This window comes from Pseudomonas sp. TWRC1-2 (assembly GCF_049896685.1).
Taxonomy (GTDB): domain Bacteria; phylum Pseudomonadota; class Gammaproteobacteria; order Pseudomonadales; family Pseudomonadaceae; genus Aquipseudomonas.
The window spans coordinates 217043-240555 of sequence record NZ_JAFCUU010000001.1; the positions used below are offsets into that span (position 1 = coordinate 217043).

Genomic DNA, 23513 nt, shown 5'->3' on the forward strand with positions numbered 1-23513 from the left:
CTCCTTTAGAAGATTGACTGGCGCCGAAGGAAATGGACTGCGTTGACCCGATGGTCGGTAATCAGGACTGGGCCTTACGCCAGCAGCTGCGCCACCGCTTCAAATGCCTTGGCACGCCGCGCTTGCCAATGGCCGCCAATGATTACGGCGGGCTGCTGGTGCTGTTCGATCCACGCCAGGCTGGCCTGGAAAAACGCCCGACGATCAGCCAGTTCCGGTTGGCAGCGCTGGCCGTCGGCGGTCCATTCCACGTCCTCGGGGGACAACAACAGGTGCAGGTCGTACTGCCGGGCCAGGAGTTCGTCGTCCAGCCAGGCGGGGTAGTCGCCGAACAGCGTCTGGCTCCACAGTTTGTTGGTCAACAGGTGAGTATCGAGCACCAGCAGGTTGGGCTGTTCGGCGCGGGCCGCGTCTTCCCAGGCCAGTTGGCCGCGGGCAATCGCCGGAATGTCCGCCAGGGTGGTGTCGCGTTGATGATGGTCGATGAAATACCGCACGTATTCGCCAACCATCAGCCCGCCAAAGTGTGCATGCAGTTCAGCCGCCAGCCAGCTTTTACCGCTGGATTCGGGGCCTGCCAGTACCACCACTTTCATGCGTGCAACGCCGGATCGCTGCGCCATTCACGCCAGCCTTGCACGGCGATCGCGGTGAACAGGGCGTAAAGCGCGGCGGTGAGGTACAGGCCTTTGTAGAGGAACAGGCCGACGAAGATCACGTCCACGGCGATCCACAGCGGCCAGCATTGCACGCGTTTTTGCGCCATCCACATTTGCGCCACCAGGCTGAAGCCGGTGAGGGCGGCGTCGAGCCACGGCTGGACGGCGTCGGTCCAGTGGGCCATGGCCGCGCCGAGCAGCAAGCTGAAGACGGCGCCGATGGCCAGGCTGCTCATGATCGCGGGTACGCCGAGGCTGCTGACCTGGCGGCCTTGCTTGACCTCGCCGGCGCGGGTCCACTGCCACCAGCCGTAAAGTTGCAGGGCGGCGTAGACCACTTGCAGGAGCATGTCGGAATAGAGTTTTACGTCGAAGAACACCCAGGTGTAGAGCAACACCATGACCAGGCCTATAGGCCAGCACCAAGGGTTTTGTTTGACCGTCAGCCAGACAGCGATCACCCCCAGGGCGGCGGCGAACAATTCAAGCCCGGACATGGCGGTTCCTTGGGAGAGTGGGAGAGGGCGGCAATTGTAACCAGAGGTGAGGAATGTTTAAACGTGGATGTGGAGACATACACATCGCTGCGGTCATGACGGCTGGCGTGGTTTAACGGGACGCGTGAGATCAGCGTTAAAGGCAGAGCACGGCGTGAGTGGCAGAGGTAAAAGCTGAGTAACACCCCTTCAACCTGAAGCACCGAGAACCAACTGTGGGAGCGGGCTTGCTCGCGAAGGCGGTGTGTTAGTGACATATGAGCTGACTGACCCACCGCCTTCGCGAGCAAGCCCGCTCCCACAAGTTGACCGAGTTCAGCCTCTACCAACGCACTGCTTGGCTTTTCTGTGGGAGCTGGCTTGCCTGCGATGCAGACAACTCGGTCTATCAGTAACGTCCAGTTGATGCCATCGCAGGCAAGCCAGCTCCCACATTTGAATGGATTCAGCTTCAAGGACCAGGTCGGCTGTCAGGCCGCCTCGCTTCCGCTTTTGATCTAACCACTCAGGTCGGCTACTAGGCCGCCGTGCTTTTGCTTTTGATCTTGATCTTAGGCGCCCCGTTAAACCACGCTGGCCGAATGCAGGTAGTACGGAGCGGGTAAACCGGCAGGACGCCGGTTTAGCCGCGACGGGGCAGGGACGCCCCGTCGCGGCGGCCCGCGGAGTAATGCCTGCGTGAGGGCACACCGAGCCTAGGCGAGGTGCCGAGTGGTGGGGCAAGAGCGTTTTGGTTACTTTTGCGCTTTTCAAAAGTGACCCGCCGTAAGGGCGGAACCAAACGCAGCCATCACCCAAACAACGGATATGTACACCCCGCTCTAACCCCGCCCTCAAAAAAAGCTAAACCTTGAACTGCCGCAGCAACCCGTCCAACTGCTCACTCAACCCACGCAAATGCGCACTCGCCACGCTGGATTGCTCCGCCGCCAGCGCAGTGCTGTGCGACAACCCGGCCGCCTGCGTGACGTTCTGATTGATATCCTCCACCACATGCGCCTGTTGCAAGGTCGCGCTGGCAATCGAGGCATTCAGCCCGTTGAGGTTACGCAACGCCTGGCCAATGGCGGTAAGACTCGCACCGGCCTGCCCAGCCTGTTCAATCGTCAGCTGCGAAGCGCTATGGCTGTCACTGATCACCTTGACCGCCGCTTCCGAGTGCCCCTGCAGACGCTCAATCATCACTTGGATTTCAGCAGTGGATTTTTGCGTACGCTGAGCCAGCAAGCGCACTTCATCGGCGACCACTGCAAACCCACGGCCCTGTTCCCCGGCACGCGCGGCCTCAATGGCCGCGTTAAGCGCCAGCAGGTTGGTCTGGTCAGCGATGGAGCGGATCACTTCCAGCACACCACCAATCTGCGTGCTCTCGCTGGACAAGGTGCGAATCACCTCCACGGCCTGGCTGATGGTGCCGGAGAGCTGATCGATCTGCTGCAAACTACCGTCAATATTCACCTGGCCCTGCTGCGCCTGGGCCTGGGCATCGCGCATCTCGCTGGCGGCATGTTCGGCGTTTTTCGCCACGCCCTGCACGCCATAAGTCACTTCATTGATCGCTGTCGCCACCAATTCCATCTGCTGCGACTGTTGCTGGCTGCGGTCATGCGCCTGGCTGGCGTTGTTGCCCAGTTCCGTGGACGACTGGCTCAACGCGTTGGCGCACACCTGCAACTGGCCAACCACCTGGCGCAGCTTGGCGGTAAAGCTGTTGAAGTGCCGAGACAGCTGGGTGACTTCGTCGCGCCCGTGGGTGTCGAGGCTGCGCGTCAGGTCGCTTTCGCCACTGGCGATATTGGCCATGGCGTTTACCGCCGCCTGCAACGGCGTCACGATGCTGCGCGCAATCAAGGTGACCAACACGGCCATCAGCAGGGCGATGCCCAGTCCAATCAGCGAGGCCTTCCACACCTGGCCTGTGAACTCGGCCTGCACATCATCCACGTACACGCCGGAGCCGATAATCCAGCCCCAGGGTTCGAACAGCTGGATGTACGAGGTTTTTTCCACGGGCGCTTCGGCGCCGGGTTTGGGCCAGCGATAGTTGACGATGCCGGCGCCCTTGGCCTTGGCCAGGATCACGAATTCGTTGAACACCGCAAAGCCGTCCGGGTCGCGGATCGCCGAGAGGTTCTGGCCATCCAGCTTGGGGTTGGCCGCGTGCATGATCATCACGGGCGTCAGGTCGTTGATCCAGAAGTAATCGTCGTGGTCGTAGCGCAGGCCACGCACCGCGCTCAGGGCCTGTTGCTGCGCGGCTTCACGGCTGAGCACGCCGGTTTTCTCAAGGTTCTGGTAATAGGCCAGCACCCCGCTGGCGGTCTGCACCACGTGCTGGGTCTGCTGGCGTTTGGCCTGGTAAAGGTCGCCGTGGATCTGCTTGAGCATCAACAGCCCCAACGTCAGCAGCATCAACACGGCGACTATCAGGATCAGCCAGAGGCGGCGGCTGATCGACATGCTGCGCAAACTGTTCATCGTCCTGTCACTCCATGCTTTTTATAATTGTGGGCGCCGCATCGACATTTCCGGCTTGTCTGATAGGCTTTCGGCCTGTAATTGAAAAACCTGAGTACTCCCTGATTTTTCACGAAATTTTTGCAGGCCGATGTTGAAAATCAGCAGCGGAACTTGAGTGCGCTTGTCGTCAGTGAACTATTAAAAAGACAGTCAAGGCATGCCGACAGGCATGACCTTTGGGGGATACATGGATTTTTGGACCGCCATACAGGCATTGATTCTTGGCGTGGTGGAGGGGCTGACAGAGTTCCTGCCCATATCCAGCACCGGGCACCAGATCATCGTCGCCGACTTGATCGGCTTCGGCGGCGAACGCTTTGATGCGTTCAACATCATTATTCAATTGGGCGCGATCCTGGCGGTGGTCTGGGAGTTTCGGCGCAAGATTCTCGACGTGGTCATCGGCTTGCCGACCCAGCCCAGTGCCCGGCGTTTCACGGCTAACCTGATCATCGCGGTGGTGCCGGCAATTGTGCTGGGGGTGATTTTTGCCGACCTGATCAAGCATTACCTGTTCAACCCGATCACCGTGGCCACCGCCCTGGTCGTGGGTGGCGTGATCATGTTGTGGGCCGAGCGCCGCGACCATGCGGTGCATGCTGACACCGTGGACCAGATCACCTGGAAAGACGCGCTCAAGGTCGGCCTGGCGCAGTGCCTGGCGATGATTCCGGGCACCTCACGCTCTGGCGCTACCATCATTGGCGGCCTGTTGTTCGGCCTGTCACGCAAGACCGCGACCGAGTTTTCGTTTTTCCTGGCGATGCCAACCATGGTCGGCGCGGCCCTGTATTCGGGCTACAAGTACCGTCACTTGTTCCAGCCCGATGACCTGCCGGTGTTTGCCATCGGGTTCGTCACCTCGTTCATCTTTGCGATGATCGCGGTCAAGGCCTTGCTCAAGTTCATCGCCAGCCACAGCTATGCGGCGTTTGCCTGGTATCGCATCGCGTTCGGCGTGCTGATTCTGGCGACCTGGCAGTTCGGCTGGATCGACTGGTCGGCGGTCAAACCATGAACATTCAGCATCCGCGCCTCAAGGCGCTGCTCTTTGTGCTGCTGTGCGCCGCGCCGCTGCTGGGGGCGGCGCTGGTGTGGCATCGCGGTGAGACCGTGATTCCGCTGGCCGCCTATGGTGTGGTCAGCGTGGTAGCGTTTTTTCTCTACTGGGGTGACAAGCGCAAGGCTCAGACAGCAGGCCCGCGCGTTCGCGAAAACATCCTGCACGCCGTGGAACTGGCCGGCGGATGGCCCGGGGCGTTGATCGCCCAGCAGGTGTTCCGGCACAAGACGCGCAAAGTGTCGTACCAGGTGCTGTTCTGGGTCATCGTGTTGCTGCACGAGGTGTTCTGGCTCGACCAGTTATTCCTGGGCGGCACGCTGCTTTCAATCTTCTAGCAACAGCCCGATCTGCGTGCGCTTGGGCAGTTTGCTCACCACCAACTGGTGAGAACGCTGCAACAGGCCACGCAGTTCCTCGGCGCCCAGCGGGTAGGGCGTGTTCATGATGATCCACTGGGCCCGCGCCAGATAAGGCGCCGGGTGGATGCCGGGGCGGTCGACGTGGCCGAGGAACAGGTCCTTGTCGACCTTGAACGCCAGCGATTCGCCCCGCAGGTTCTGCAGGGCGAACATCTTGTTGCCAGCAATCGAGAACACCCGCACGCCGCCCCATTTGTAGTCTTCCCGCGCGCCGGGCAGGCTCAGGCAGAAGGCGGCGACGTGTGCTTCTGTCATTTTCATAGCAAGCGGTCTCCGCAGTCCTTGAAGGCTTCTTCCAGGTAGTCGATCCAGGCACGAATGGCCGGCAGCACGCCACGGCGATGCGGGTACACCGCCTGCAACCAGCCGCCCGGTGACGACCAATGCGGCAGCAGCTGCACCAATTGGCCGCTGGCCAATTCCTCTTCGCAGTACATCATCGGCAACACCGTGAAGCCCAGGCCCTTGAGGGCACAGGCCTTGCGCACGATGAAGTCGTCGATGCCCAGGCGGGCTTCCAGCGCGAGGTCCTGGGCGTTGCCTTGCGGGTCGATCAGGCGCAGGTGGACCAGGCGGTCGGCCTCCAGGGCGCCGAGCACCGGCAGTTGCTTGAGGTCTTCGAGGCTGTCGATGTGCCGACCCTGGATGAATTCAGGGCTGGCCACCAGCAGGGTCTGGGCCTGGCGCAGGCGCTTGGTCACCAGCAGCGGGTCTTCATCGCCCGACTCGCGCACGCGCAGGGCTACGTCGATGCCCTCAGCCACCAGGTCGACACGGCGGTTCACCAGCGTCATCTCCAGCTGTACCAGCGGGTGGGCGGCGAGAAAACCGGCAACCATGCCCGGCATCATGTGCTGGGCCATGCCCACCGGGCAACTGACCCGCAGGCGCCCGCGCGGTTCGCTGGACATACTGGCCACGGCCTCGTCGGCCATTTCCGCTTCCAGCAGCATGGCCTGGCAATGGCGCAAATAACGCTCGCCGACCGCAGTGAGGGTCAATTGGCGGGTGGTGCGCTGCAACAGGCGCGCGCCGAGGCGTTCTTCCAGCTCGGCAATACGCCGTGACAGCCGTGACTTGGGAATCCCCAGTAGCCGGCCCGCCGCCGCAAAGCCGCCGGCCTCGACGACTTTCGCGAAATAGTAGAGGTCGTTGAGGTCTTGCATGGTCAACCTATTGTCCTGTCAGTGGGACGAACTATCCGCGTCTGGCGAGGGCAAATCTACTACAAAAAAAGCGAGCGCCGTGTGGCTGCTCGCTTTGGACCTGATTAAGCGCTTAGAACTGCGCGCCCGCCATCAGCACATACTTCACATGCACGTACTCTTCGATCCCGTAGTAGCTGCCCTCACGGCCATAGCCGGATTGCTTGATGCCGCCAAAGGGAACCGACGCGGTGCCGACCGAACCCGAATTGAGGATGACCATCCCCGCCTCCAGTTGGCGCGACAGCCGCAACGAACGCCCCAGCGCGCTGGTGTAGGCATACGCCACCAGGCCAAACTCGGTCTGGTTGGCGCGCGCGATGACTTCCTCTTCATCCTTGAATGAATAGATGGCGAACACCGGCCCGAAGATTTCCTCAGTGGCCAGCGGCGAGTCGTCGCGCAAACCGGTCAACACGGTGGGTTCGTAGAACAACCCGCCTTTGGCGTGGGGCTTGCCGCCCATCAGCACGTTGGCACCGGCGGCTTTGGCGTCTTCCACCAGGCGCACGACTTTGTCAAAACCCAGTTGATTGACCAGCGGCCCGACCACAAAGTCTTCGCGCAGGCCTTGATCGACATCGATTTTGGCAACGGCCGCCTGCACCCGTTGGACGAAGTCCTCGAGGATGCTGTGTTGCACAAAAATCCGGTTCGGCGAGATGCACACCTGGCCGCTGTTGCGCAGTTTGGCGCTGACCAGGCCCTTGACGGCCTCATCCAGGTTGGCGTCCTGAAACACGATAAACGGCGCGTTGCCGCCCAGTTCCAGGGTCATTTTCTTGAGGGTGGCCGCGCATTGCGCCGCAAGCAATTTGCCGACAGCAGTGGAGCCGGTAAAGGTGATTTTGCGAATGCGCGGGTCGGCGGTGAAGATCAGGCCGATCTCCTTGGGATCGCCGACCACCACTTCCAGCACGCCGGGTTCGATACCGGCCTTGCGCGCGTATTCCAGCAGCTTGAAGGCGGTGAGCGGCGTGTCTTCGGCAGGCTTGATGACCATGGTGCAACCCGCCGCCAAGGCTGTGGCGACCTTGCGCGTGATCATCATGAACGGGAAGTTCCACGGGGTGATCGCCGCAACAGGGCCGACCGCTTCCTTGGTCACCACCACGTTGGCGTTGCGGTCGTGGGTGGGCAGGGTGTCGCCATACACGCGCTTGGCTTCTTCGGCGTACCACTCGATAAAACCCAGGCCGTAGTCGATTTCGCCACGGGCTTCGGTGAGGCACTTGCCGTTTTCGCGGCACAGCAGTTCGGCGAAGGCTTCCTTGTCGGCCTTAACGGCGTCGTGCCAGCGGCGCAGGATCTCGCTGCGCTCCTTGGCGAGCTTGGAAGACCATTCCGGGAAGGCCGCGCAGGTGCGCTCGACCGCCGCTTTGACTTCAGCCGAGGTGTTCTTGGCAACACGGCCGATTTCTTCACCGGTGGCGGGGTTGTAGACGATAAGCATGAGGAACTCTCCGAGGGCTGAACGTGTTGTTTCAGGCTACGGAAACGGGCGGTTTGAGCGAATATCCAAACCAATCTGCTGATTGCCTATTCCTATGAGTGCATAGCCACGGCGACGATTGCGCAGTAACGTGCGGTTTTCGCCAGGAGCCTTGCACCATGGGCCGCACCCAACGAATCATCGAACTGATGGGCATCCTGGCGCCTGTCGAAGGCTATAACCTGACCGCGTTGGATGACGTGCGCTTTTTGCGTTCCAACCGGCCTTTGCATCGGGTTCCAGTGCTCTACGATCCCGGCATTGTGATTGTCTGCCAGGGGTGCAAGCGCGGCTTTCTGGGGGAAGACATTTACCTGTATGACGCGCAGCATTACCTGGTGGTCTCGGTGCCTGTGCCGTTCACCATGGAAACCGAGGCCAGTGAAGAAGAGCCCATGCTGGCGGTGTACCTGCGGCTGGATTTTACCCTCGCCGCCGAATGGATGGTGGCGCTGGATGACTTCCCTGACCTGGTTGAGGCCAAGCCCCGCGGCATGTATTCATCGCCCATGGATGAGCCGCTCAGCGAGTCGTTGCTGCGTTTTCTCGAAGTGATGCGTGTGCCGATGGACGCGCAGCTCCTCGGCCCGTCGCTGGTGCGCGAAATCTACTACCGCATCCTCACGGGCGCGCAGGGCGGCTCGATGCGCGCCGCGCTCAACCAGCAGGGCCAGTTCGGCAAGGTCGCGCGGGCGATCCGCAAGATTCACGGCTGCTACCACCAGCACCTGGACGTGGAGGCCCTGGCGGCGGAAGCCAGGATGAGTGTGCCGAGTTTTCACGCGCACTTTCGCACGGTCACGGACACCTCACCGATGCAATACCTCAAGTCCACGCGCCTGCACCAGGCGCGCTTATTGATGTTGCGCAACGACATCACCGCCGCCACGGCGTGTGCCAGGGTCGGCTATGAAAGCGCGTCGCAGTTCAGCCGTGAGTTCAAACGCTTTTTTGGGCGCACGCCGCAGGCAGAGATCCAGTGGATGAAGCGCACCTATGCATTGCCGGCGCCTACGTCGGCGTCGATTTATGTGTCGTCCCACTGAACAGGGTCATCAGCAAGGCCAGCCCGGCAAAGGCCGCGCCGGTGAGGGCTTGTCCCTGCCAGCCGTAGTGCTGCGAGGCGAAAGCGCCCGCCGCCGAGCCCAGGGCGCCGCCGATAAAGTAAACCACCATGAACACGGTGTTCAGGCGGCTGGTGGCTGAGGGTTCCAGCGCCAATACGCGGGTCTGGTTAGCCAGTTGGTTGGTCCGGTTACCCAGGTCAAGGAAGGTTGCCGCGATCAGGATGGGCCACCACCAACCGCTCAGCCCAAGGCTGTAGATCAGGATAAACGCCACCAGTACCGTGGTGATGCCGGCGCGTTCGAGCAAGCGCCCATGGCGCCGGGTTTGCTGGCCAATGGTCGAAGCGCAGAGGATGCCGACGATGGCCGACAGCCCCACAAGGCCTGCCTGGGCACTCGTAAAGCCATACGGCGGCAAGGCCAGCAAGGCGGCCATCGAGCCCCAGAACACATTCAAGGCACCGAAGACCAGGGCGCCCTTGAGCGCCGATTGGCGCAGGGTCGGGTATTGCCTGGCCAGGCCCCACAGGGACTTGAGCAAGGCGCCATACGCGAGTTTGCTGGTGGAGATCGACACCGGCATGCGCGTCAGGATTGCCATAAACAGCAGCACATCCAGCGCCGCGGCCACGGCAAACATGCCGCGCCAGCCCAGCCAGCCGCTGACCACGCCGCTGACGGTCCTGGCCAGCAAGCCACCGGCCGACAGGCCGCTGACCATCAGGCCCAGCACCGCGCCTTTCTGTTCGAGGGTACTGAGGTCGGACGCGGCGGGAATGATCACCTGCGCGCTGATCCCCGACAGCCCCAGCAGCCCGCTCGCCACCAGCAGCCAGGTGTAAGACGGCGCCGTGGCCGAGGCCAGCAGGCTGACGAAGTTGAGGCACAGCACGGCCAGGATCAATGTGCGTCGGCTGATCCGGTCGCCCAGCGGTACGAACAGCAGCAGGCCGCAGGCATAGCCCAGTTGCGTGAGCATCGCGATCTGCCCGACGTGCGCGGTGGACACCGCAAAGGTATTGGCGATCAGCGGCAGCATGGCCTGGTTGTAGTAAATCGTGGCGACCGAAAACCCGCAGCAGATGGCGAGGATCAGGGTCAGGCTCTTGGTCAGGACGGGAGAGGGTGGGTGCATGGCGTGGCCGGTGGCTGTCGGATCTGCCGGCGAGAATGAAGCGAAGCGCGGGCGAAATCCAGTGCGTCAGCGCTTCAGGCAATAACCTTGTTGGATTGAATGTTGGCGGTTAAAGGATTGTCCTGCTGGCAGGACGAACAATCGCATTTAAGCTGGCTAATCGTTTATTGGGTTCATGTGTAGGATCAACCTCATTCGATCGCCTAGCCGCGATCCTCACTTGGAGATCCCGCATGAAACTGTTGCATATCGATTCCAGCATCCTCGGCGACAACTCGGCTTCGCGTCAGCTCAGCGCTGGTGTGGTCAAGGCCTGGCAAGCGGCTGAGCCGGGTGTGGAAGTGACTTACCGTGACCTGGCAAGCGAAGGCATCAGCCACTTTTCGGGCCTGACCCTGGGTGCCCTGGGCACCGCGGCTGAATTGCGCGACGCGGTACAACAGCACGAGGCTGAACTGAGCGCGTCGTCGCTGGCTGAATTCATCGCCGCCGACGCGGTGGTGATCGGTGCGCCGATGTACAACTTCTCGGTGCCTTCCCAGCTCAAGGCCTGGATCGACCGCATCGCCGTCGCCGGCCAGACCTTCCGTTACACCGAAGCCGGCCCTGAAGGCCTGTGCGGTGGCAAGAAGCTGATCATCGTCTCGACTGCGGGCGGTCTGCACGCCGGTCAGGCAAGCAACGTCGGCCACGAAGACTATTTGAAACTGGTGTTTGGCTTTCTTGGCATCACCGACATCGAGTTCGTCCGCGCCCAAGGCCTGGCCTACGGTGAAGAAGTGCGCAGCAAAGCCCTGAGCGACGCCAACGCCGTGATCAACGAACAATTGTTCGCCGCCGCGTAAGGCTTGTGTAAATTTCGCGTCTGCTCGGTTCCAATCTGAAGTCGGGCGCCTAAACTCTGTATTCTGATCGCCTCAAAACGACCGGAGTACGGAGTTTTTTCGTTTACCCGCTGTCACTACTTTGGCCCAGGTTATGCACGCATGGGTTTATCACCCGCTGTGAGCGCCTTGAACCATGGACTTTTCATATAGATCTGCCGCGGGTGTTGAACGTGGTCGCGCAGCAAAGGTGGACATCCCCATGATGCGTCTTTGTGCTGTTTTGGTTCTCTCCCTGCTCGGTGGCCTGATTTCAGTGCACGCCGCCCCAGCGCCGCACCCCCATTGGAGTGTGGGCTTCCATCGCATGACGTTTCTCGACCCGCTGGACCAGCAGCCGATGAAGGCCATCGCGTTTTATCCGTCGACCGACGATGAACACAGCACTGCGTTGGGCGCCTATCACGTCGCCGCCACCGAAGACTCCAAGGTCGCCATCGGCCGCTTCCCAATGCTGATGCTGTCCCACGGCAACACCGGTACGCCACTGGCCCTGCACGACCTGGCCACGTCTTTGGCGCGCAAGGGCTTTGTGGTGGTGGCCGTATTGCACCCCGGCGACAACTACAAGGACCACAGCCGCCTGGGCACCGTGAGCAACCTGTATGGCCGGCCGATCCAGATCTCCGAAGCGATCACCGCCACCCTCAGCGACCCGATGCTGTCGCCGTTCGTCAACGTCGATCAGGTGGGCGTGATCGGTTACTCCGCCGGCGGCGAAACCGCGTTGATCCTGGCCGGCGCCAAGCCGGACTTCGACCGCCTGCGCCGTTATTGCCAGGAGCGCCCGGAAGACCGCGACGCGTGCACCACCAAAGGCGAGCTGGTGGTGGATCGCGACGACTTGCAGCCACAGGCCGACCCGCGCATTCATGCCTTGATGCTGATGGCGCCGTTGAGCCTGATGTTTGGCCGCCATACCCTGGCGGATGTGCATGTGCCCGTGCTGCTCTACAGCGGCGACGGCGACAAACTGGTTGCCGTGGACAAGAACGCCGCTGCCTTGGCGCGCAAACTGCCGGAGCCGCCGGATTTCAAACTGTTGGCGGGCGCCGGGCATTTCGTGTTCATGGCGCCGTGTGACAGCGACCAGTTGGTGGCGATGCCGGCGATCTGCACGGATGCCGATGGCGTTGACCGCGAAGGCATCCACCGCGACCTGATTTCAGAAGCGGGGCGCTTCTTCTCCCACACGCTGGGCCAAGCGACCCGCGCCGGTATGCAGACCGCCGATCAGTAAGCGCGGCGCTTGAGCAACACGGTCAGCCCCAGCGCCGTGACCGATAACAGCGCGGCGCAAAAGAAGATCCAGCCGTAGCCGAGGTTCAGGGCCACGGCGCCCATCAATGGCCCGGCAATCGCCAGGGCCAGATCAAAAAACACCGCATACGCACTCAAGCCGGCGCCACGGCTGCTATTGGGCACCTGCTTGATGGCTTCGACGCCCAACGCCGGGTACACCAGCGACAAGCCAAAACCCGTCAGCCCGGCACCGATCAACGCAACCCCGGTTGAGGGCGCCAGCCACAGCAGCGTCAGGCCCAGGGTTTCGATGGTCATGCAGGCAATTGCTGCACTGAACCCGCCAAAACGGCTGATGGCGGAGATAAACACCAGGCGCGACAGGATAAAGCACGCGCCAAATACCGTCAGGCAATACGCTGCCCCGGCCCAGCCGCGATTGAGGTAATACAGGGTAATAAAGGTGGTCAGCGTGCCGTAGCCAATCGACGCCAGGCACAGGCTGGTGCCAAATGGCGCAATGCGCCCGAACACCGCCCAGAAGGGCAGTCGTTCGCCGCGTACCACGGGCACCGAAGGCTTATTGCGGATCAGCACCAGACCCAGCGCCGCCAGCACCGTCAAAGCGATGCCAAGGCTGGTGTAGCCATAATCCGCCACCATCACCACCCCCAGCGGCGCGCCAATCGCAATGGCGCCGTAGGAGGCAATGCCATTCCACGAAATCGAGCGCGCCGTGTGTTCAACGCCCACCGCGCCCATGCACCAACTGATGGTGCCCACGCCTATCAACCCTTGAGCCACGCCAAGCAACAGCCGGCCGACGATCAGGATGCCCAGGCTCAGCGCGGGCAGGCTCTCGACCAGCGTCGCAAAAAACGTCAGCACACCGCTGACCAGAATACCGGCCAGGCCCAGCACAATCGCCCGCTTGGTGCCGACATTGTCGGACATGCGCCCAGCCATCGGCCGGCTGAGCAGGGTGGCCAGGTACTGCGAACCGATGGTGACCCCGGCCACCACCGCGCTAAAACCCAGGTTTTCATGCACATAACCCGGGATCACCGCGATCGGCAGGCCGATGCAGATAAAGGCGATGAAGGTGTAGAAGACGATGGAGACGATCTGCAGGGTGATCGACAGTGAACTGGGGGCGGTGGCAGGCATGGTCACTCGTTCGCGGGCGGGCGGTGACGGCATGATGGCAAGGGCTTGGCGGAAAAGGAAGCAGGCTAACTAGTTTGTTTGATGGCTGGGTTTATTATGGTGAGCGGGCTGCTTGTGGCGAGCAGGCTTGCCCTGCGTTGGGCTGCGCAGCAGCCCCAATAAAAAACACCGCGTTCTGCCTGGCAGAACGCGGTGTCTGATTTTAGGGCCGCTTCGCAGCCCAACGCAGGGTAAGCCTGCTCGTCACAACAAGCCAGCTCACAGGGCAAGCCAGCTCACTACAGTGGCGTTACTTAGAACACCACGCCTTGGCTGCGCAGGTAGTCGTCGTAGGTGCCGCTGAAGTCGATCACGCCGTTGGCGCTCAGCTCGATGATGCGGGTGGCCAGGGACGATACGAACTCACGGTCGTGGCTGACGAAGATCAGCGTGCCCGGGTAGTTTTCCAGCGCCAGGTTCAGCGCTTCGATGGATTCCATGTCCAAGTGGTTGGTCGGTTCGTCCATGATCAGCACGTTCGGCTTTTGCAGAATCAGCTTGCCGAACAACATGCGGCCTTGCTCACCACCGGAAATCACCTTGACCGACTTGAGGATCTCGTCGTTGGAGAACAGCATGCGGCCCAAGGTGCCGCGAATCATTTGCTCGCCTTGCGTCCACTGACCCATCCAGTCGAACAGGGTGACGTCGTCTTCGAAGTCGTGCGCGTGATCCTGAGCGTAGTAGCCCAGCTCGGCGGCGTCGGTCCACTTGATGCTGCCGGCGTCCGGGGTCAATTCATTGACCAGGGTGCGCAGCAGGGTGGTCTTGCCGATACCGTTCGGGCCGATGATCGCAACACGCTCGCCCGCTTCAACCTGGAAGCTGAAGTCTTTGAACAGCGGCTTGCCGTCGAAACCCTTGGCCATTTTTTCGACCATTACCGCCTGGCGGTGCAGCTTCTTGTTCTGATCGAAACGGATGAACGGGCTCACGCGGCTCGAAGGCTTGACCTCGGCCAGCTGGATCTTGTCGATCGCTTTGGCGCGGGAAGTGGCCTGCTTGGCTTTCGAGGCGTTGGCCGAGAAGCGGCTGACGAACGATTGCAGCTCGGAAATCTGGGCTTTCTTCTTGGCGTTGTCCGACAGCAGTTGCTCGCGGGACTGGGTCGCCACGGTCATGTACTCGTCGTAGTTGCCCGGGAACAGGCGCAGCTCGCCGTAGTCCAGGTCAGCCATGTGGGTGCACACGCTGTTCAGGAAGTGACGGTCGTGAGAGATGATGATCATCAGGCTGGAGCGCTGGGTCAGGATGTTTTCCAGCCAGCGGATGGTGTTGATGTCCAAGTGGTTGGTCGGTTCGTCGAGCAACAGCACTTCAGGATCGGAGAACAGCGCCTGGGCCAGCAATACGCGCAGTTTCCAGCCTGGCGACACTTCGCTCATCGGGCCGAAGTGTTGCTCCAATGGAATGCCCAGGCCCAGCAGCAGCTCGCCGGCGCGGGATTCGGCGGTGTAGCCGTCCATTTCGGCAAATTCGGTTTCCAGCTCGGCCACGGCCATGCCGTCGTCTTCGCTCATTTCCGGCAGCGAGTAGATGCGGTCGCGCTCAGCCTTGACCTTCCACAGTTCTTCGTGACCCATGATCACGGTGTCGAGCACGGTGAATTCTTCGTAGGCGAACTGGTCCTGGCGCAGTTTACCCAGGCGTACGTTCGGCTCGAGCATGACCTGGCCGCCGGACGGATCCAGGTCGCCGCCAAGGATTTTCATGAAGGTCGACTTGCCGCAACCGTTGGCACCGATCAAACCATAACGGTTGCCGGCGCCGAATTTGACCGAGACATTCTCGAAGAGCGGCTTGGCGCCGAACTGCATGGTGATGTTAGCTGTGGAGATCAATTACTTTACCTATCAATGGGTTGCGAGCGTGGCGGCAGGAGCCTTCAGGCATGCGTCAACAGCGACATCAAGGCGCGAAACCCGGTCGCTGAGCAGAAAATTTTGGATGTGTGTTGGAATTTGGCGCGCATTGTCGCATATGTCAGGCGACAGTTGTAATGCGCGCGAGCGATGGTTTCGTCAATGTCTCCGGCATTGCCAGCCATAACAAAGCCAGGGCGGCGGCCGCAACGCCCGCCAGCGTCAGGAAGGCCGCGTTGTAGCCGGCCTGTTGCACCACGAAACCGGCCAGGCTGCTGCTCAGTGCCGCGCCCAGGCCAAACACCGTGGACAGCGCGCCAAGGCTGACGTTGAACCGACCCGTGCCCTGGGTCAGGTCCTTGACGATCACCGGGAACAGCGCGCCGAAAATCCCTGCGCCGATGCCGTCGAGCATCTGCACGCCCACCAGCCAATACGGGTCGCTCGACAGCGTATACAGCACGCCACGCAGCGGCAAAATCAGGAAACCGGCCAGCAACAACGGTTTACGCCCCCACACGTCAGCTTTAATGCCCACCAGCCAGGCCATCGGCACCATGACCAGCTGCGCGGCGACGATGCAGGCCGAGGTCAGCGGCGTGGCCATTTGCAGGTTGATCTGCGAGAGCTTCTGGCTGACCAGCGGCAGCATCGCGGCGTTCGCCAGGTGAAACAGCGCGCAGCAGATGGCGAACAGCAGCAGCGGGCGATTGCTCAGCAGCACCTTCACGCCGGAGGGTTGCTCATGATCGCTGCTGTGTGCGGGATCAAAGCCCCGGGCGACTTCGTGGTCAATCGCCGACGCCGAGACGCAACTGACCGCCACGACACTGGCCACGGCCATAAAGGCCATCAAGTAAAACACCACCACCGGGCCGAACCAATAAGCCAGGCCACCCGCCAGCAGGGCCGCCACGGCATTGCCGGCGTGGTTGAAGGTTTCATTGCGCCCGGTGCGGCGGGTAAAGGCGCGCGGCCCGGTGATGCCTAAGGAAATTGCCGAAATCGCCGGCGCGAATACGGAGGCGGCTACGGCACTGGCCGCCTGAGTCAATGCCACCCAGCTGAACGCGCTGACAAACGGCAGCAGCAGGCAACTGACGGTGACAAGGATGGCGGCCACTGCGATCACTGCGCGCTTGCTGCGCGTGCGGTCGATCAGTGCGCCCGCCGGGCCCTGAGTGATCAAGGCCGCGATACCCGCCAGGGTCATGACCACGCCGATGCTGGCGGGCTCCCATTTGTGCACTGCCAGCAAGTAAATCGCCAGGTAGGGCCCGAGCCCGTCACGTACATCGGCCAGAAAGAAATTCAGGCCGTCCAGGGACAGGGTATTACGCAGGTCGGAGTGATTGGCCACGGCGCTGTCTTCGCTAAGGGTGTTCAGGGGATGGACACTCATTGGGCTAAAGACCTACGGGCTCAAATAGAAGTTTCGTCGCCCGAAAGGGTTTTATCTGATGGGCAATTGCCTTATTTTCCGAAGCCCGCTGTCATGACGATCTGGAGATGCAAATGGAGATGCCCTCAGCCCAACAGGCGATTGCTCGTAACAAGGATGCCTGGGATGCCTCCGCCAGGCTGCACAAAGACACCGCCACTTGGAAGACGCTGCTGGAGTCGGTCGCCCGGGCGGACTTTTCGTGCCTGGATCCAACGATCACAGCGTTGCTGCAAGACGTCGGCGTTGCTGGCAAAGATGTGGTGCAGTTGGGCTGTAACAACGGGCGTGAAAGCCTGTCACTGTTCGGCCTGGGTGCCCGCCGTGTGGTGGGCGTCGACCAATCACAGGCGTTTCTGCAACAGGCGTGGGAATTGGCCGAGGTGTCGCCGCATGACCCCGAGTTCATTGAAGCCGATATCCATCACCTGCCCGAACCTCTGCTGGGGCGTTTCGACCTCGCCCTGGTGACCATTGGCGTACTCAACTGGATGCCCGATGTGGCGCTGTTCATGCGACATGTGGCGAGTGCACTCAAGCCCGGCGGCACGCTGGTGGTCTACGAAACTCATCCGTTTCTGGAGGTGTTTGACCCGAGGGCTGCCAATCCACTGCTGCCGGTGAGTTCATATTTTCAGCGCGATCCGTTCGTGCTGCAGCAGTCGATTGTCTACGAAGGGCAGGGCGAGGTTGCCGGTCCGACGTCCTATTGGTACGTGCATACCCTGGGGAGCGTGGTGAGTGGCGCAATAGCGGCGCAGCTGCAGATCGAGCACCTGCAGGAATACCCGCACTGCAACCGCGAAGAACTCTACGAGCAGTACGCCCATCAGCCGGCCCAATTGCCGCTGTGTTTCACCCTGACCGCCACCAAGCGCTGCGCCTGAGCGGTTTTCCCACGCGCAAAAAAAAGCCCGCGAGGAGAGGCGGGCCAAGTGATTCACTGGAGTAGGTAGGCCTCACCCTATAGGCCGGAAAGTGAAGGCCGTGTGAAAACCATGTCGCAAGTTCGGATGGCGGCCGATCAGCCTTTGCGCACAAAAGTGCGCATGGTTTGCCCTGGTTTCGTGCTGAATACCGTTGGCCTTGGCATGCCCGCATCGGCGGCGATAAACACAAAATCATCACCGTCCAGGCGATAGCTGGCGGGCAGTGGCTTGCCGGCATCTTCGCCGATGGCATCGACCCAGGTGATGCTTTTGGGCGAAGTGCTGCTGTCCAGCGTAAACCGGCCCGCAAGCAATACCTCGCCCTCGGTCGTCTTCACTTCGAACGTGTCCCCGGCAATCGTCGTGATTGCTCCCGGCGCGCTATGCGCGTCGGCAGGGTTGAGCACGCCACTGTCTTCGAGGGCGGTCTGCTCCCAAGCGCCTTGAAGAGTTTGATAGTCCGGATCTGAGAAAGAGTGCATGCACATTCCTTGTTGCAGGGGCTGGATTGAGGGGTGAGCACCTTAAGTGCCGAACGTTTTAACGGCGCGAATTGTAACCGCGTGGTGACCTAAATGTACCTAAAAGGGTTTGCTCGCTAGCGGGCACAGATTTACTGAACTATTGACTACGCTTGTGACATTCTCTGACATACATTCACAAGGGCCCTGCATAGTCATCGACATGAAATAGAAACAATCTATAATTGCGTAGGATTTTTCGCATTAGTGTGTGGTCTGAGTGTCATTGGTCACTGTGCCATGGCGTTGTCTCTGGTCTCTCCGTCATTCGAACCTATGTTCGGATTGAATGGGGTGATGGCTTTTTGATGTCTTTTTTAGGTGTTTTTATTTTGAATCGAACTTCTCCGCTCAATTCGCCTGCAACGCCAGATGAAATTGATTTGTTTGAATTGTTTCAAGTCATTTGGCGGCAAAAAAAACTGGTAGTGGGTTGTGCGATTCTGGCGGGAATACTGGGGACGGGTTATGCAATGCTCGCTTCCAAGACATATGAGGTCAGCAGTGTGCTGCGCCCGGCAGCCATCAATGAACTAGACGCGTTGAACCGCTCCGAAATCTATAAGCTGCCACCCGCCGATGCGCTGGAAAAGGTCGGCGCCCAAATGGATTCCTATGGGGCCCGCCTGGGTTTCTTCAAAAGCCACGAAGAACTGTTCAGGGCCTTTCAGAAGCCAGGGCAAAGCCTTGAGCAGAGCTTTGAAGACTTCAACCGCAACTCGATCAACCTGATCCTGCCAGACCCGAAGAAGTCCGATTCGTTGAGCAGTTATGTGCGTCTGGAGATGCAATACCCAGCGGGTGTAGACGGAGTCGCGATCCTCAACGGGTTTGTCGACTATGCCGTTGCAGCGGAGCGTGAGCAGGTCGGCGCCGACCTCAAGGTCATCGTCAATAACCGTTTGACCGAGCTCAAAGGCAAGATTGACGCGGCGCGCGCCAACTATGATACCGGAAAGGAATCGAAGATCGCCACGCTGCTTGAAGTTGACCGGGTCAAGCGCGCCCGCTTGCAGGATGAGCTCAGCGGGCTGCGCCTGCAGATGAAAATGGAGCGCACCAATCGCTTGGCGGAATTGGCTGAAGCGATCTCGATCGCCAAATCCATGGGCATCAAAAAGCCTACAACGCCGTCGTCCATGGCCGACACCGTAGGAGCTGGTTCCAGCCAGGTGGTACGCACCGAGATCAACAACCAGAAGATTCCGTTGTATTTCCTCGGCACCGAGGCTCTGGAAGCCGAGCGAACCGCATTGCTACAGCGTACCAGCGATGACTTCACCAATAGCCGAATCGCGGAAATTGGCAAAGAGCTGCAATTACTTGAGACCAACCGTGAAGTTGAAGTCCTGCGAAAGCGTGGGAATGAGGACATCTTCCTGCAAGACGTTGAGCCGCTGCGGGCCGAAATCGCCCGCTTGAAAGGCCTCAACATCGACATGAGCAACCTGAAGCTGGTTTCCATCGACCGTCGCGCTCAGGAGCCGCTGACCTCGATCAAGCCGAAAAAATCGCTGATTGTCGCGGTGAGCCTGGTCGTGGGGTTATTCCTAGGCGTGCTGGCTGCATTGATCCGTCACTTCGTGCTGACGCATCGCAATGCTGAACCGTACGTGACCCAAGAGACCGACCGCCGCCCACGCCGTGAGCCTACGGACGATCAGCCGCTGCCATAAGCGCGACTGTCAATGGGCCAGCGTCAATGCTGGCCCACGCTGGCTTTGAGCCTGTCTGTGGACAGCTTTTCACAATTCTTAGTTAACCTTTGGTTACAAACTGTGGCTAAATAACGGCCAATGGCCTTGGTCCGGATTGTAACCAACCCGTCCAGTCGCCTATGTGTAATCGTGATTTCAGGTGCTGCTTATCCATCCTCGGCCGTTGTGGGCACGCAGGAGCAGCCTGTTCTCTTCTGACGTGTGACGAATCCCTTGAAACTCATCATTGTTGCTCTCTACGTTGCCTCCATTGCGTATGTCCATCTGCGTGGCCGGGTGCGACACAAGTTGGGCCGCCAGCTTAGCGATCACTCGACGTTCCTTGCGCCGATCAACTGCTTCCTTTACCTGTTTTCCAAGCAGCCAAGCCGTCCCTTTTTGTCGCCCGGCGATTTTCCCGACCTGAGCCCGTTGCAAGAGCACTGGCAAGAAATCCGCCAGGAAGGCCAGAACCTGATGCGCATGGGCGAGATCAAGCGTTCCGAGCAGTACAACGATGTCGGTTTCAACTCGTTCTTCAAGTCGGGCTGGAAGCGTTTCTACCTCAAGTGGTACGGCGACAGCCACCCGTCGGCGATGAAGCTGTGCCCGCGCACCACCGAGCTGGTGCAGAGCATTGGCTCGATCAAGGCAGCGATGTTCGCCGAGTTGCCGCCTGGCTCCAAGCTGGTGCGCCACCGCGACCCGTACGCCGGCTCCTACCGCTATCACCTGGGTCTGGACACGCCTAACGATCCTGGCTGCTACATCAACGTGGACGGCGAAAGCTATTACTGGCGCGACGGCGAGCCAGTAATGTTTGATGAGACCTACATTCATTACGCGGAAAACACCACGCAGCAGAACCGCATCATCTTGTTCTGCGACATTGAGCGGCCGATGAAATACCGCTGGGCCGCGGCGTTCAACCGTTGGTTCAGCCGCAACGTGATGGCGGCCGCCGGTTCGCCCAATGATGATGGCGACAAGACCGGCGGCCTGAACCGCGCGTTCACCCGCCTGTACAAGATTCGCCTGCGCGGTAAAGAGCTGAAAAAGCGCAATCGCGCACGCTATTACTTGGAAAAGTGGGCGATCTTCGCCGGCCTGGCGTTGATCTTTATCCTTATCTGAAACCCGCCCGGGCGCGAATCACGCGGGTGGTTTCGCGCCCAGTTTGTCCCACATCTTCTTCGTAATCTTCTGCCGATTGGCGTAGCCGGCCCACGGGTCGGCTTTGAGTTTATCCAAGCGTTCATGCAGGTTGGCGACGGTCCACTGCTGGGCGCCGCGCAAACCATTCAACTCCTCTCGACTCACCGGTACCGATACCGGCAGGCCAGGCCGTGCGCGCACCGAATAAGCGGCCACCGTACTCGCGCCGCGTGCATTACGCAGGTAGTCGATAAAGATCTTGCCGATGCGGTTTTTTGGGCCCGACGTCGCGGTAAACCGTTCCGGCAACTGCGCTGCCATGAACTGCGCGATGGCCTTGGCGAAGGCTTTGACGCTGTCCCAGCCGTCCCGGCGCGCCAGCGGCACCACCAGGTGCAAGCCTTTACCGCCGCTGGTTTTGACAAACGCTTGCAGCCCAATCTCATCCAGAACCGACAACGTGAGTTGCGCCGCTTCCAGCATGGCTTTCCACGGCAGTGCCGGGTCCGGGTCAAGGTCGAGCACGAACAGGTCAGGCGCTTCGATTTTGTCGACAGTCGCGCCCCAGGTGTGCAATTCGACGGTGCCCATTTGCACGGCGCCGATCAGGGCGTCGGCGGTGTCGATCTCCAGCAGGCGCGCATGACCGGGGTCCAGTGCCGGGTCCAACTGTTTGATATTCGGAATAGCCAGGCGCTCGGAATGCTTTTGGAAGAACTGCTCGCCCTCAATTCCTTCGGGAGCGCGCAGCAGCGACACCGGGCGGTGCTGCAGAAACGGCAGAATCCATGCGCTGATGCCTTGATAGAAGTCGGCCAATTGCTGTTTTTGCGTACCGCTCTGCTTGTCGATCACCCGGTCAGGGTGCGTGATGGTCACGCCGCTGCTGACCTTTTTGGCCTTGGGGGCCGCCTTGGTGACGGACGTGGCTTTGCGCGGTAACTCGTGAATGATCTGCGCCACCGGCTTGTCGGTGCGCAACGCAATAAATGATGCTTGGCGCACTACGCCTTCGCGGGTCCACTCGGCAAAATTCACCTCGCCAACCAACTGCGGTTCCACCCAGTGCACGCCGCGCGCCTGGGCGCTGGTCAGCGGCTTGTGCAGCGGCGAGGTCTTGCGTTCCAGGGGCGTGAGCTGTGCATAGATAGCCTTCAACGATGCCTGATCAAACCCGGTACCGACACGCCCGGCATAGACCAGCCCGGAATCGTCATTGACAGCCAGCAACAGCGCGCCAAAGCCACTGCGCGAGCCCTGAGGCCGCGTGTAACCGATGATCACGAACTCCTGGCGCAAACGGCATTTGAGTTTGATCCAGTCGGCATTGCGGCTCGACACATATGGGCTGCCGACGCGCTTGCCGATCACGCCCTCCAGCGCCAGGTCGCAGGCGCTCTCGAAAATGTCGCGCTGGTTGGCGGCGAAGGCTTCGGAGAACCGCAGCAGTTTGCTGCGGCTTGCGGACAGCGCGGCTTTGAGCGCAGCGCGGCGCTCTTGTACCGGTGCGCTGCGCTGATCCTGGCCGTCGAGAAAGGGCGCGTCGAACAGGTAATACACGATGTCCAGGCTGCGGCCGATGTCGAAGGCATTTTGCAGCGCCTGGAAGTCCGGCAACCCCTCGCCATTGAGGCTGACCACTTCACCGTCGAGCCAGCTGTCCTTGAGCTTGAGGGTTTGCAGCGCTTTGACCTGACGCGGCAGGCGGTCGGTCCAGTCATTGCCGTTGCGGGTGAACAGACGCACTTCACCGTCGCGAATGCGCGCCAGCATGCGGTAGCCGTCGAACTTGATTTCGTATTGCCAGTCACCTTCGGGCGCGCGATCGACCAGAGTCGCCAACTGCGGGGCAAATTGCTCGGGCAATGCCTCGGCGCGTTTGGCGACGGGGGCTTTTTTAGCGGCCGCGGCTTTCTGGCGTTTCGCCGGCGGCCTGGATTTGCCGACCGAGGCGTCGCTGAGCACGCTTTTGGGCTCGGCCTCGACGATGTCGTAGTCATTGGAGGGGCGCGCCTGCTGGTCCTTTTCCTTGATCAGCAGCCACTGTTGCTTGTCGCCGCTGCCTTTGAGACGGGTGCGCACCAGGGCCCAGTCGCCGGAGAGTTTTTCGCCGACCAAGGTGAACTTGAGTTTGCCGGCCGCGTAGGCCTTGTGCGGGTCTTCATGGGGCTGCCAGACACCGCGGTCCCACACGATCACATCGCCCGCGCCGTATTGCCCCGCCGGAATGTTGCCCTCGAAATTGCCATAGCTGAGCGGGTGATCTTCAACGTGCACCGCCAGGCGTTTCTGGGTGGGGTCCAGGCTGGGGCCTTTGGGCACCGCCCAGCTTTTGAGCACGCCATCGAGCTCCAGGCGAAAGTCATAGTGCAGGTTGCGCGCGTCGTGTTTTTGAATCACGAACGACAGCGCCGAGGCTTTGCGTTTGCCCGGGGGCGCACTGCCGGCTGGCTCGGCGGTAATCCCGAAATCACGTTTGCGGTTGTATTCGCTCAGGGGCTTTGCCATGTCGTTCTCCA

20 protein-coding genes are annotated in these 23513 nt (G+C 60.8%); 8 read left to right on the forward strand and 12 right to left on the reverse strand.

The annotated features are described in order from the left end of the window. Positions 1-74: 74 nt before the first annotated feature. From ACP7B3_RS00995 to ACP7B3_RS01005, 3 genes are all read right to left on the reverse strand, one after another. The gene (locus ACP7B3_RS00995; RefSeq protein ID WP_242197906.1) at positions 75-596 is read right to left on the reverse strand and encodes an AAA family ATPase; all 522 of its coding nucleotides are present in this window, start codon (positions 594-596) and stop codon (positions 75-77) included. Next, positions 593-1156 carry a nicotinamide riboside transporter PnuC gene (gene pnuC, locus ACP7B3_RS01000; protein WP_242197034.1) on the reverse strand — a complete coding sequence of 188 codons (564 nt, stop codon included), beginning with the start codon at positions 1154-1156 and terminating at the stop codon, positions 593-595. The genes ACP7B3_RS00995 and pnuC overlap by 4 nt, the downstream gene beginning before the upstream one ends. A gap of 843 nt (positions 1157-1999) precedes the next feature. Beyond that, the gene (locus ACP7B3_RS01005) at positions 2000-3634 is read right to left on the reverse strand and encodes a methyl-accepting chemotaxis protein (protein ID WP_426177302.1); all 1635 of its coding nucleotides are present in this window, start codon (positions 3632-3634) and stop codon (positions 2000-2002) included. Between the two features lie 229 nt (positions 3635-3863). On the opposite strand from ACP7B3_RS01005, the gene ACP7B3_RS01010 reads away from it, so the two are divergent. After that, positions 3864-4694: an undecaprenyl-diphosphate phosphatase gene (locus ACP7B3_RS01010; RefSeq protein ID WP_145160424.1), complete on the forward strand. Its 831-nt coding sequence runs from the start codon at positions 3864-3866 to the stop codon at positions 4692-4694. Further along, the gene (locus ACP7B3_RS01015; protein WP_145160426.1) at positions 4691-5074 is read left to right on the forward strand and encodes a DUF1294 domain-containing protein; all 384 of its coding nucleotides are present in this window, start codon (positions 4691-4693) and stop codon (positions 5072-5074) included. Before ACP7B3_RS01010 ends, ACP7B3_RS01015 begins: the two co-directional genes overlap by 4 nt. Here ACP7B3_RS01015 and ACP7B3_RS01020 read toward each other — a convergent pair. The 3 genes from ACP7B3_RS01020 to ACP7B3_RS01030 all read right to left on the reverse strand — a co-directional run bounded on the left by ACP7B3_RS01020 (position 5063) and on the right by ACP7B3_RS01030 (position 7816). Continuing rightward, entirely contained in the window at positions 5063-5419 is a 357-nt protein-coding gene (locus ACP7B3_RS01020) for an MmcQ/YjbR family DNA-binding protein (protein WP_242197027.1), read from the reverse strand. The genes ACP7B3_RS01015 and ACP7B3_RS01020 overlap by 12 nt on opposite strands. Beyond that, positions 5416-6324 (reverse strand): LysR substrate-binding domain-containing protein, encoded by a 909-nt coding sequence (locus ACP7B3_RS01025; protein WP_145160430.1) that lies wholly within the window; start codon positions 6322-6324, stop codon positions 5416-5418. The genes ACP7B3_RS01020 and ACP7B3_RS01025 overlap by 4 nt, the downstream gene beginning before the upstream one ends. 112 nt (positions 6325-6436) lie before the next feature. Continuing rightward, positions 6437-7816 (reverse strand): NAD-dependent succinate-semialdehyde dehydrogenase, encoded by a 1380-nt coding sequence (locus ACP7B3_RS01030; RefSeq protein WP_426177305.1) that lies wholly within the window; start codon positions 7814-7816, stop codon positions 6437-6439. Positions 7817-7974: 158 nt separating this feature from the next. On the opposite strand from ACP7B3_RS01030, the gene ACP7B3_RS01035 reads away from it, so the two are divergent. Next, on the forward strand, positions 7975-8901 hold the full coding sequence (locus ACP7B3_RS01035; protein ID WP_426177307.1) for an AraC family transcriptional regulator N-terminal domain-containing protein: 927 nt from the start codon (positions 7975-7977) through the stop codon (positions 8899-8901). On the opposite strand, the gene ACP7B3_RS01040 is transcribed toward ACP7B3_RS01035, so the two are convergent. After that, complete coding sequence (locus ACP7B3_RS01040) at positions 8867-10057, reverse strand: MFS transporter (RefSeq protein WP_426177309.1); 1191 nt, start codon at positions 10055-10057, stop codon at positions 8867-8869. The genes ACP7B3_RS01035 and ACP7B3_RS01040 overlap by 35 nt on opposite strands. Before the next feature lie 233 nt (positions 10058-10290). Here ACP7B3_RS01040 and ACP7B3_RS01045 point away from each other — a divergent pair, with 233 nt between their 5' ends. Continuing rightward, the gene (locus ACP7B3_RS01045) at positions 10291-10902 is read left to right on the forward strand and encodes an FMN-dependent NADH-azoreductase (RefSeq protein ID WP_106577978.1); all 612 of its coding nucleotides are present in this window, start codon (positions 10291-10293) and stop codon (positions 10900-10902) included. A gap of 241 nt (positions 10903-11143) precedes the next feature. Next, positions 11144-12181, forward strand: a complete 1038-nt coding sequence (locus ACP7B3_RS01050) for an alpha/beta hydrolase family protein (RefSeq protein WP_145160441.1) — start codon at positions 11144-11146, stop codon at positions 12179-12181. Here the strand turns inward: ACP7B3_RS01050 and ACP7B3_RS01055 are convergent. The 3 genes from ACP7B3_RS01055 to ACP7B3_RS01065 all read right to left on the reverse strand — a co-directional run bounded on the left by ACP7B3_RS01055 (position 12175) and on the right by ACP7B3_RS01065 (position 16611). After that, on the reverse strand, positions 12175-13350 hold the full coding sequence (locus tag ACP7B3_RS01055; RefSeq protein ID WP_145160442.1) for an MFS transporter: 1176 nt from the start codon (positions 13348-13350) through the stop codon (positions 12175-12177). The genes ACP7B3_RS01050 and ACP7B3_RS01055 overlap by 7 nt on opposite strands. Positions 13351-13643: 293 nt before the next feature. Continuing rightward, the gene (locus tag ACP7B3_RS01060; RefSeq protein WP_106577981.1) at positions 13644-15230 is read right to left on the reverse strand and encodes an ABC-F family ATPase; all 1587 of its coding nucleotides are present in this window, start codon (positions 15228-15230) and stop codon (positions 13644-13646) included. Positions 15231-15372: 142 nt separating this feature from the next. Continuing rightward, on the reverse strand, positions 15373-16611 hold the full coding sequence (locus ACP7B3_RS01065; protein ID WP_242197904.1) for an MFS transporter: 1239 nt from the start codon (positions 16609-16611) through the stop codon (positions 15373-15375). 155 nt (positions 16612-16766) lie between these two features. On the opposite strand from ACP7B3_RS01065, the gene ACP7B3_RS01070 reads away from it, so the two are divergent. Further along, a complete protein-coding gene (locus ACP7B3_RS01070; protein WP_426177313.1) occupies positions 16767-17579 on the forward strand; it encodes a class I SAM-dependent methyltransferase in 813 nt (270 codons plus the stop codon). A gap of 137 nt (positions 17580-17716) precedes the next feature. On the opposite strand, the gene ACP7B3_RS01075 is transcribed toward ACP7B3_RS01070, so the two are convergent. Further along, complete coding sequence (locus ACP7B3_RS01075; protein WP_426177315.1) at positions 17717-18103, reverse strand: TIGR03067 domain-containing protein; 387 nt, start codon at positions 18101-18103, stop codon at positions 17717-17719. 371 nt (positions 18104-18474) lie between these two features. On the opposite strand from ACP7B3_RS01075, the gene ACP7B3_RS01080 reads away from it, so the two are divergent. Next, a complete protein-coding gene (locus tag ACP7B3_RS01080; RefSeq protein WP_426178082.1) occupies positions 18475-19818 on the forward strand; it encodes a Wzz/FepE/Etk N-terminal domain-containing protein in 1344 nt (447 codons plus the stop codon). A 255-nt stretch (positions 19819-20073) separates the two neighbouring features. Then, positions 20074-20973, forward strand: a complete 900-nt coding sequence (gene lpxO / locus ACP7B3_RS01085) for a lipid A hydroxylase LpxO (protein ID WP_145160448.1) — start codon at positions 20074-20076, stop codon at positions 20971-20973. Between the two features lie 18 nt (positions 20974-20991). Here lpxO and ligD read toward each other — a convergent pair whose 3' ends face one another. Further along, positions 20992-23502, reverse strand: a complete 2511-nt coding sequence (gene ligD, locus ACP7B3_RS01090) for a DNA ligase D (RefSeq protein WP_426177317.1) — start codon at positions 23500-23502, stop codon at positions 20992-20994. Between the last annotated feature and the right edge of the window lie 11 nt (positions 23503-23513).

Bases quoted from the DNA above. Each gene is read 5' to 3' on its own strand.
- ACP7B3_RS01035 (WP_426177307.1), top strand. From the start codon at position 7,975: ATGGGCCGCACCCAACGAATCATCGAACTGATGGGCATCCTGGCGCCT.
- ACP7B3_RS01055 (WP_145160442.1), bottom strand. From the start codon at position 13,350: ATGCCTGCCACCGCCCCCAGTTCACTGTCGATCACCCTGCAGATCGTC.
- ACP7B3_RS01070 (WP_426177313.1), top strand. From the start codon at position 16,767: ATGGAGATGCCCTCAGCCCAACAGGCGATTGCTCGTAACAAGGATGCC.
- ACP7B3_RS01020 (WP_242197027.1), bottom strand. From the start codon at position 5,419: ATGAAAATGACAGAAGCACACGTCGCCGCCTTCTGCCTGAGCCTGCCC.
- ACP7B3_RS01010 (WP_145160424.1), top strand. From the start codon at position 3,864: ATGGATTTTTGGACCGCCATACAGGCATTGATTCTTGGCGTGGTGGAG.
- ACP7B3_RS01040 (WP_426177309.1), bottom strand. From the start codon at position 10,057: ATGCACCCACCCTCTCCCGTCCTGACCAAGAGCCTGACCCTGATCCTC.
- ligD (WP_426177317.1), bottom strand. From the start codon at position 23,502: ATGGCAAAGCCCCTGAGCGAATACAACCGCAAACGTGATTTCGGGATT.
- ACP7B3_RS01015 (WP_145160426.1), top strand. From the start codon at position 4,691: ATGAACATTCAGCATCCGCGCCTCAAGGCGCTGCTCTTTGTGCTGCTG.
- ACP7B3_RS00995 (WP_242197906.1), bottom strand. From the start codon at position 596: ATGAAAGTGGTGGTACTGGCAGGCCCCGAATCCAGCGGTAAAAGCTGG.
- ACP7B3_RS01005 (WP_426177302.1), bottom strand. From the start codon at position 3,634: ATGAACAGTTTGCGCAGCATGTCGATCAGCCGCCGCCTCTGGCTGATC.
- ACP7B3_RS01075 (WP_426177315.1), bottom strand. From the start codon at position 18,103: ATGCACTCTTTCTCAGATCCGGACTATCAAACTCTTCAAGGCGCTTGG.
- ACP7B3_RS01025 (WP_145160430.1), bottom strand. From the start codon at position 6,324: ATGCAAGACCTCAACGACCTCTACTATTTCGCGAAAGTCGTCGAGGCC.
- ACP7B3_RS01030 (WP_426177305.1), bottom strand. From the start codon at position 7,816: ATGCTTATCGTCTACAACCCCGCCACCGGTGAAGAAATCGGCCGTGTT.
- pnuC (WP_242197034.1), bottom strand. From the start codon at position 1,156: ATGTCCGGGCTTGAATTGTTCGCCGCCGCCCTGGGGGTGATCGCTGTC.
- ACP7B3_RS01045 (WP_106577978.1), top strand. From the start codon at position 10,291: ATGAAACTGTTGCATATCGATTCCAGCATCCTCGGCGACAACTCGGCT.
- ACP7B3_RS01050 (WP_145160441.1), top strand. From the start codon at position 11,144: ATGATGCGTCTTTGTGCTGTTTTGGTTCTCTCCCTGCTCGGTGGCCTG.